Origin of the sequence: Pseudoxanthomonas sp. (assembly GCF_002863005.1) — a bacterium.
GTDB lineage: Bacteria > Pseudomonadota > Gammaproteobacteria > Xanthomonadales > Xanthomonadaceae > Pseudoxanthomonas_A.
In genome coordinates this window covers 230,425-238,642 of sequence record NZ_PKDG01000018.1, presented here as the reverse complement: position 1 = coordinate 238,642, position 8,218 = coordinate 230,425, and the positions used below count along the sequence as shown (strand labels likewise).

Sequence of the window (8,218 nt, the reverse complement as noted above, 5' to 3'; positions counted from 1 at the left end):
CTCCTTCGTATTGCGTTGGACCACCGCGCGGCGCGGCGCATCCGCCAGTGCGTGCGCGATGCCGGCCCAGTCCCACTCGCCGCCGAACTGCGCCGTCTTCAGCTGGAAGCCGCGGATCTTCAGGTTGTCGGCGAACTGGATGTCGGTCGGGCGGTCGCCGACCATGCCCGAGCGTGCCCAGTCGATGCTGCGGTCCTGCAGGTAAGGAATCATCAGCCCGATGCCCGGCTTGCGCGTGGGCCTGTTCTCGTGCGGCCAGCTGTCGTCGATCAGCACGTCGCGGAAGCGGATGCCCTGGCTCTCGAACACCTGCATCATCAGCGCCTGCGGGCCGTCGAAGCTGGCGCGCGGATACTGCTCGCTGCCCAGGCCGTCCTGGTTGCTGACGATGACGAATTCATAGCCGGCGTCCCGCAGTTTCAGCAGCGCCGGGATGACGCCGGCCACGAAGCGCACCTTTTCGTACGCATCGATCTGGAAGTCCTCGGGCTCCTCGATCAGGGTGCCGTCGCGGTCGATGAAGAGGATGGGCGTCACGCGGCTTGCTCCCGCACGTCGAGGGCCGCGATGACGCGGTCGTTCTGGGCCGGCGAACCGATCGTGATGCGCAGGGCGTCGCCCAGTTGCGGCGCGGCGCGCTGGTCGCGCACCACCACGCCCGCGGCCAGCAACGCACGGAAGGCACCTTCGGCATCGTCGAAGCGTGCCAGCAGGTAGTTCCCCTGCGAGGGATAGACGCGACGCACGCCGGGCGTCCTTTCCAGCGCGGCCTGCAGCCTCGAGCGCTCGCTGCGCACGCTCGCGACGCGTTCGCGCGTCTGTGCCAGTGCCGCGTCGGACAAGGCCTCCAGCGCGAGGTCGGCACAGGGCGTCGGCACGGGATACGGCGCCTGGCAGCGCTGCAGCACGGCCACCAGCTCCGCATCGCCGATCACCACCCCGATGCGCGCCGCCGCCAGTGCGTGCGCTTTGGACAGCGTGCGCAGGACAGCGATGTTGTCGTGGTCATCCAGCAGCGTCGTCGCGGACGGCCCGTCGGCGAACTCGCCATACGCTTCGTCCACGACCACCAGCGCGCGACCCTCCAGGGCACGCGCCAAGGCGGCGACTTCATCGAGTGGAATGGCGGAGCCGGCCGGATTCGACGGTGAGCACAGGAACACGAGCTTCGCGCCCTGCCCCAGTGCGGCCTCGCGGATGGCATCGGGGTCGGCGGCCAGACCCGCGTCGCCCTCCCGCAACGGCACCTCGATGATGGGCGCACCCTGCAGGCGCGCACAGACGGCGTACATGCCGAATACCGGTGGCGTCACCACGATGGCGTCCTGTCCCGGCACGCACAGGGCGCGCACCAACAGGTCGATGGCCTCGTCGCTGCCGCGTCCGACCAGCAGCTGTTCCGGCCCGACGCCATACAGCTGCGCCAGCCGCGCGCGCAACGCCGGCGGCTGGGGATCCGGATAGCGGCGGCTGCGACCCTGCCCGTCCGCCGGGTTCGGCCAGGCGGACTCGTTCGCGTTCAACCATACATCGCCCTGCAACGCTTCGCTGCGCGCGGACTTGTAGCCGGCGAACCCGCGCAGGTCCGGGCGGACGAGGGAAAGGACGGCGCTCATGCGGCCACCTTGCGCAGGCGCAGCGCGACCGCGTTGGCGTGCGCGTCCAGCCCTTCGGCGCGCGCGAGTGTCAGTGCGCAATCGCCGATGGCCGCAATGCCGGCCCGGCTGGCCGACTGCACGCTGACGAAATTCTGGAAGCTGGCCACGCTGACGCCACTGTAGGCGCGCGCCGCGCCACTGGTGGGCAGCACGTGGTTGGTCCCACTGCAGTAATCACCCAGCGCTTCCGGCGTGTAGTCGCCGAGGAACACCGAGCCCGCCGCTTCTACCTTGCCCAGCCAGGCACGCGGCTCGCGCAGCGCCACGATCAGGTGTTCCGGCGCATAGCGGTTGCTGATGGCGAAGGCCTCCTCCAGCGTCGCCACCTTGACCAGGCGCGACGCCGACAGCGACTGCCGTGCGATGTCGGCACGATCCAGCGCCGCGAGTTGCGCAGCCAGTTCGGCCTGCACGCGTTCGATCAGCCCGTCATCGTCCGACAGCAGCAGCACCTGCGAATCCGGGCCGTGTTCGGCTTGGGACAGCAGGTCGGCCGCCACGAAGGCCGGATCCGCGCCGACATCGGCAATCACCAGGACCTCCGACGGGCCGGCCGGCATATCGATGGCGGCGGCGCCGGCCTGGGCGACCTGGCGCTTCGCTTCCGTCACGTAGCTGTTGCCGGGACCGAACAACTTGTCGCACGCCGGCACACTGTCCGTGCCGAAGGCCATCGCCGCGATCGCCTGCGCACCGCCCAGCTTGAAAACGCGGCGCACGCCGGTCAGCCGGGCAGCCACCAGCACCGCCGGATCGGCGCTGCCATCCCTTCGCGGCGGCGTGCACAACACGACCTCGCGACAGCCGGCCAGACGGGAAGGAATTCCCAGCATCAGCGCGGTGGACGGCAACGGCGCGGTGCCGGCGGGCACATACAGGCCCACGCGCGGAATCGGCAGGATCATGCGCTCGCAGACGACGCCCGGCGCCGTTTCCACCGCGTAGGGCTGCGCCATGCCGGCGCGGTGGAATGCGTCGATGCGGTCCGCCGCCTGCTGCATCGCCTCGCGCAGGTCGGCGGGCACGGCCGCGTGGGCAGCGGCGAATTCTTCTTCGCCGACCTCGAACGCGGCCAGTTCGACACCATCGAAGCGTGCGGTGACCTCGCGCAGCGCGGCATCCCCCCGCGCCCGAACGTCGGCCAGCAGGCCGGCCACGGCATCCTGCGTGCGTTGCGCGACCGTCTGCACGGGGCGCGCCAACAGCGCCGTGCGCGCAGCGGCGTCCAGCACGCTCCAGTCGTATACGGGGGCGGGCGAAGCGCTCATGCCAGCGACCTCTCGACCGACAGCACCATCAGGCCCTGTGCCCCGGCGCGTTGCAGTTCCTCCAGCCGTTGCCAGGTCACCGCACCATGGCACATCGCCTGCAGCGAGACCGGCCCCTCTTCGCCGCCCGGCAGCGTGACCAGGCCTTCGCTGTCGGTGAGCAACCGCGACAGCGCCGGCACGGTGTCGCGCTCGGCGCGGAACATCAGCAGCTTGCTGTCCTTCAACTTCAGCACACCGTCGAGGCGACGCAACAGCATGTCGGCGAGTCCGGCGCGGGCATCGTCGAACTCGCGCGCGGGACCCGCCAGCACGGCTTCACTGTCGAGCAGCGTCTCGACCGGCTTGAGCTGGTTGGCGGCCAGCGTGGCGCCGCTGGAGACGAGATCGCAGATGAGGTCGGCGGTGCCGAGCTTCGGAGCGATCTCGACCGAGCCGGACAGCTCGACCACCGCCGCATCGATGCCCCGCGCCTGCAGCCACTGGCGCAGCACCGACGGATAGCTGGTGGCGATGCGCAGGCCCTGCAGCTGTGCAGGACCGGTCCATTCCCAGCTGTCGGGGACGGCCAGCATCAGCCGGCAGCTGCCGAAGCCCAGCGGGCGCAGTTCGCGGTATGCCTGCGGCAGGCCGATCAGGGCGCGCTCGCCGGCCTGCTCGTCCAGTTCGTTGCGGCCGACGATACCGAAGTCGCAGACACCATCGGCGATCAGGCCGGGGATGTCATCGTCGCGGACGAGCAACAGGTCCACCGGCAGCGATTCGCCGTAGCAGAACAACTTGTCGCGGCTCTCGCGCCAGCTCAGGCCGCAGGCGGCCAGCAGCGTGCGTGCCGGCTCGGCCAGGCGACCGCTTTTCTGGATGGCGATGCGCAGGCGATCGCGCGTCGCGGGGATCAGGGAAGGACTCATGAGGGAACTCAGTGGGAGGCGGAAGCCGTCGCAGCCTGCTGGCGCTGGACGGCAGTGGCGTAACCGCCGGCGCCGCGCTCCAGCGTGCGGGCGACACGGCCGATGGTGGTCACGCTGACCTGGGTCAGGTCGTGGATTTCGCGGTACGGAACGCCCTTGAGCAGCAGGGGCACGACGCGCCAGCGGTCGGACATGGCCTCGAGCTCGGCGGGCGTGCACAGGTCCTCGAGGAACGCCCGGACCTCGCCAGCCTCCCCCAGCGCGGCCAGCGCCTCGGAAAGCGCCTGCAGCGGGCCGTCGGAGGCATCCGGAAGGTCCTGGGCGGAGCGGCGTTTCATGCGACCGGTTGATCCAATGTATTAATGCGTTAGTACATTAGTCGGATTGTTGCACGGCGTCAACCACACCCGCCCCTGTCTGGATGCTGCCGCCAATTGCGTTGTCACCGACAGGAACGCACGGGGACCCTCGATGGACGGGAGCGGACAGGGACGATGAGTACACTGCCAAGGACGCCCGAACGCCGGACGGGGAGCCCCGCCGGCCTGCAGGGCACCCCCGAGGGGACGGGCATGCCGGCATCACGCAGATCGCGCTTCTCGTGCCTGGGGCTGGCGGGATGGCTCCTGCTGCTCCTGCTCTTCCCGCTGATGGCGGCCGCTGCCACCCCGGCGCGCATCGGACCGGACACCCGCTACCTCCCGCTCGCACCGCAGACCACCTACCTGCACGACACCGCCGGCGCCGCCACGCTGGACGACGTGCGCCACCAGCTCGATGCCGGGCGCTTCGCCGCGCTTCCCGACGGCGATGCCTCCTTCGGCTTCCAGACCGGCGCGTTCTGGTTCCACGTGCGCGTGACCAACGAGAATCCGCGCGAGCAGCGATGGCTGCTGGTACAGCAGTACGCGCTCAGCGACCGAATCGATCTGTATGCGCGCTACCCGGACGGACGCACCGTGCATCACGCGGGCGGCGACACGTTCCCGTTCGAACAGCGCAGCATCCGCTACCGCCATCCGAACTTCTGGCTCGACCTGCCGACCGGCGAAGAGGTCGACCTGCTGGTCCGCGTGCAGAGCCAGAGTTCGATGCAGGTGCCGCTGTTCCTGTACACGCCCGCCGCCTTCGCCGAACTCTCGCGCGACGGCCAGCTCGGCATCGGCATCTACTACGGCATCCTGATCGCGCTGTTCTTCTACAATCTGGTGCTGTGGCTGGTGCTGCGCGACGGCAGCTACTTCTGGTACCTGTTCCACATCACCGCGTTCGGCCTGGTGCTGTTCACCCTCAACGGGCTGGGCTTCGAATACTTCTGGCCGCACTCCACGTGGCTGGCGGACAAGGCCGTGCCGCTGTCGGTCTGCCTCGCCCAGATCGGCATGCAACAGTTCTCGCGTACCTTTCTCGACCTGCCCACGCGATGGCGGTGGGGCGACGGCATCAGCAAGGCGATCATCGCGTTCTTCGTGCTGCTGGGCATCGCCGCCACGCAACTGCCCTACCACGTGGCCACGCCGATCGCCTCGGCCGCCGTGTTCCCCAGCATCGTGTGGATCGCGGTGATCACGCTGATGGTGGTGCGCACGGGCTACCGCCCCGCCAAAGTGTTCCTGCTGGCGTGGGCGATGTTCCTGCTGGGCACCGGCATCTTCGTGGCGCTGGCGTTCGGCCTGCTGCCGAAGACCTTCCTGACCGAATACGGCGTCCAGATCGGCTCGGCGCTGGAAATGCTGCTGCTGTCGGTGGCGCTGGGGTACCGCTACGCCGCCCTGCGCAACGAGAACGAACGCATCGTGCGCGACGCGAAGAATTCGCTGGAGGCGCAGGTCATCGCGCGCACCGGCGAATTGCGCCAAGCGATGTCGGAACTGGAAAGCGCGCACCACCGGTTGCGCGAATCCAGCCGTCTCGACGGCCTGACCGACCTCTACAACCGCACGCATTTCCGCGAAGCCTTCGAGCACCTGCTGTCGCAGTCGCGCAACTCGCAACGGCCGATCTCCCTGCTGATGATCGACCTGGACCACTTCAAGCGCATCAACGACACCTACGGACATCTGGTCGGCGACGACTGCCTGCGCTGCACGTCGAATACGCTGGCCGAGACGCTGCGCCCGCATGGCGCGTTGCTGGCGCGTTTCGGCGGCGAAGAGTTCATCGCCGCCCTGCCCGGCATGGGCCTTGGCGAGGCCAGCGTGGTGGCCGAAGAACTGCGCCAGGCCCTGCGCGCGCAGCCGTGCCGCAGCGGCGAACTGGTCATCGCCGTATCGGCCAGCATCGGCGTGCACTGCGTGGACCTGGAGGCCCGGGACAGCCTGGAGTCGGCACTGCAGGTGGCCGACCAGGCGCTGTACGCCGCCAAGGCAGAAGGGCGGGATTGCGTGCGGACGTTGTAGGGCTCGGGACTTCAGATGTGGGAGCGACGTAAGTCGCGAGCTTCTAAAGCTATCGCGACTTACGTCGCTCCCACATCCACCCTCCCGTGTGCTCAGCGGTTCCGGACGGCCGCCAGGATCTCGCCAGACTCCACCAGCCGGACGGCGGTGGCGACTTCGCCATCCAGCGCCCGGTCGCGATCGAGGAACGGGATCTTCGCGCGGATCGCCGCGTGCGCAGCCGCCACGGCGTGACCGGGATGGAATGCGTCACTGGAAGCCAGCGCCACGCGCAAGGCTTCGACTTCGGCAAGAAATGCGTCATGCCCGCTCGCGCCATGCTGCGGACCACCCGACACCTTCACTGCCAATCCTGCCGCATCGGTGCGATCCGACAGTGCGCGTGCGGCGTTGATCATGTCGCGGCGCAGGTCCAGGGCCTGCGCTGCGGTGTACAGCTCCAGCGCCAGCACCTTGCCCAGGTCCTGCACCATCGCCAGCACGTGGCGTGCTTCGTTGGCGCCCATCGAGACGTGGTCTTCCGCGTTCGCGCTGGTCGGCACCGAGAACACGCTGGCCGGGTGCGCACGGCTGGCCAGGTCGTTGACGATGGCCGCCGCCGAGTACTGGACGATCATGTGGCCCGACTCGGTGCCATCCTCGTTGCCGATCAGGAACGCCGGCAGGCCGTCGTTGGTGGCCGGATCCACCAGCTTGTTGAGGCGGCGCTCGGAGATCGACGCCAGCGTCGGGATGGCGGCCTTCACGTAGCTCATCGCCAGCGCCAGCGGCATGCCGTGGAAATGGCCGGCGGAGATCACCTGCTCTTCCACGTGATCGGCCTGCTTGTCGGGGAACACCAGCGGATTGTCGGTAACCGCGTTGAGCTCGATCTCCAGCACGCGCTTGGCCTGCTCGACCGCATCACGCACGGCGCCATGCACCTGCGGGATGCAGCGCAGCGAATAGCTGTCCTGCGGCTGGTGCTTCTTGCCACCGCGGAACGGCATGAAGCGGTCGTAGAACTTCTCGCGGCCGTGGCGCTGGTCGGCCGGCACCCAGTCCCAGCCGATGTCGAAACGCAGCGCCTGAGCCTCGGGCGTATCCCAGCTGCGCGGCAGCCACGGACGGAACTTCGGCACCAGGTGGTACGGGATGTCGGCCAGCGTCGAGCCGTCGAGCAGGTCGCGCAATCGCGCGGCCACATGTACCTGGCCCGGATGCGGACGCAGCGCATGCACTTCCTCGGCGAACGCGCCGAGACGGCCGGCGAAGGCATCGATGGTCATCGCGGCCGCCAGATCGGCGGTGTCCAGCAATTGGTCGAGCCGGTAAGTCGCCAGCACGCCCATCGCCAGCATCTGCGCCGTGCCGTTGTTGAGCGCCAAGCCCTCCTTGTACGACAGGCTCACCGGCGACAGGCCGGCAAGCGCCAGCGCATCGGCACCGGCCATCCGCTCGCCCTGGTAGAACGCTTCGCCGCCCCCCAGCAGCACGATGGCAAGGTGCGACAGCGGCGCCAGGTCGCCCGACGCCCCCACGGAGCCCAGCGAAGGCACCACCGGGACGATGCCCGCGTTCAGCATCGCCGCCAGCGCCTGCAGCGTCTCCACGCGGATGCCGGAGTGGCCCTTCAGCAGGGTGTTGATGCGGATGCCGAGCATGGCGCGCACGATCTCCGGCGCCATCGGCTCGCCCACGCACACGGCATGGGTGACGATGAGGTTGTACTGCAGCTCTTCATGCAGCGAGCGGCCGGACTTCACCGCGCCCGGCAGCTCGTCGCGCAGCGGATGCGCGCCGAGCAGCTTGTCGGCATTGCTGCCGAAGCCGGTGGAAACGCCGTAGATCGGCTCTTCGCGGCGGACCTGTTCGGCCAGGAAGTCGGCGGCGCGCGACACGTCCTTCAGCGCCCCCTTGTCCAGCTCGACGCTGGCACCGAAGGCGATCTCGACCAACCGGTCGCGCGTGAGCGATGCACCATCCAGCAGGATCGGCTTCAT

7 protein-coding genes are annotated in these 8,218 nt (G+C 69.0%); 1 reads left to right on the top strand and 6 read right to left on the bottom strand.

The window, feature by feature from the left end:
- The 5 genes from hisB to CYU89_RS08925 form a co-directional block, all read right to left on the bottom strand.
- The coding region (gene hisB, locus CYU89_RS08945; RefSeq protein ID WP_296280249.1) for a histidinol-phosphatase at nucleotides 1-537 on the bottom strand (537 nt) is incomplete at its 3' end.
- Entirely contained in the window at nucleotides 534-1,616 is a 1,083-nt protein-coding gene (hisC, locus tag CYU89_RS08940) for a histidinol-phosphate transaminase (protein WP_296280248.1), read from the bottom strand. The genes hisC and hisB, both read right to left, overlap by 4 nt.
- Nucleotides 1,613-2,926: a histidinol dehydrogenase gene (gene hisD, locus CYU89_RS08935; protein ID WP_296280247.1), complete on the bottom strand. Its 1,314-nt coding sequence runs from the start codon at nucleotides 2,924-2,926 to the stop codon at nucleotides 1,613-1,615. Before hisD ends, hisC begins: the two co-directional genes overlap by 4 nt.
- A complete protein-coding gene (gene hisG, locus CYU89_RS08930; protein WP_296280246.1) occupies nucleotides 2,923-3,837 on the bottom strand; it encodes an ATP phosphoribosyltransferase in 915 nt (304 codons plus the stop codon). The genes hisD and hisG overlap by 4 nt, the downstream gene beginning before the upstream one ends.
- A gap of 8 nt (nucleotides 3,838-3,845) precedes the next feature.
- Nucleotides 3,846-4,175 (bottom strand): YerC/YecD family TrpR-related protein, encoded by a 330-nt coding sequence (locus CYU89_RS08925; RefSeq protein ID WP_296280245.1) that lies wholly within the window; start codon nucleotides 4,173-4,175, stop codon nucleotides 3,846-3,848.
- 234 nt (nucleotides 4,176-4,409) lie between these two features.
- Between CYU89_RS08925 and CYU89_RS08920 the strand changes: the two genes are divergently transcribed.
- Nucleotides 4,410-6,236 (top strand): diguanylate cyclase, encoded by a 1,827-nt coding sequence (locus tag CYU89_RS08920; RefSeq protein WP_296280244.1) that lies wholly within the window; start codon nucleotides 4,410-4,412, stop codon nucleotides 6,234-6,236.
- A 92-nt stretch (nucleotides 6,237-6,328) separates the two neighbouring features.
- On the opposite strand, the gene CYU89_RS08915 is transcribed toward CYU89_RS08920, so the two are convergent.
- Nucleotides 6,329-8,218 carry an aromatic amino acid ammonia-lyase gene (locus tag CYU89_RS08915; RefSeq protein WP_296280243.1) on the bottom strand — a complete coding sequence of 630 codons (1,890 nt, stop codon included), beginning with the start codon at nucleotides 8,216-8,218 and terminating at the stop codon, nucleotides 6,329-6,331.

What these genes read in the sequence shown, in the direction of transcription:
- hisC (WP_296280248.1), bottom strand. Translation starts at nt 1,616, where the DNA reads ATGAGCGCCGTCCTTTCCCTCGTCCGCCCGGACCTGCGCGGGTTCGCC.
- hisD (WP_296280247.1), bottom strand. Translation starts at nt 2,926, where the DNA reads ATGAGCGCTTCGCCCGCCCCCGTATACGACTGGAGCGTGCTGGACGCC.
- hisG (WP_296280246.1), bottom strand. Translation starts at nt 3,837, where the DNA reads ATGAGTCCTTCCCTGATCCCCGCGACGCGCGATCGCCTGCGCATCGCC.
- CYU89_RS08925 (WP_296280245.1), bottom strand. Translation starts at nt 4,175, where the DNA reads ATGAAACGCCGCTCCGCCCAGGACCTTCCGGATGCCTCCGACGGCCCG.
- CYU89_RS08920 (WP_296280244.1), top strand. Translation starts at nt 4,410, where the DNA reads ATGCCGGCATCACGCAGATCGCGCTTCTCGTGCCTGGGGCTGGCGGGA.
- CYU89_RS08915 (WP_296280243.1), bottom strand. Translation starts at nt 8,218, where the DNA reads ATGAAGCCGATCCTGCTGGATGGTGCATCGCTCACGCGCGACCGGTTG.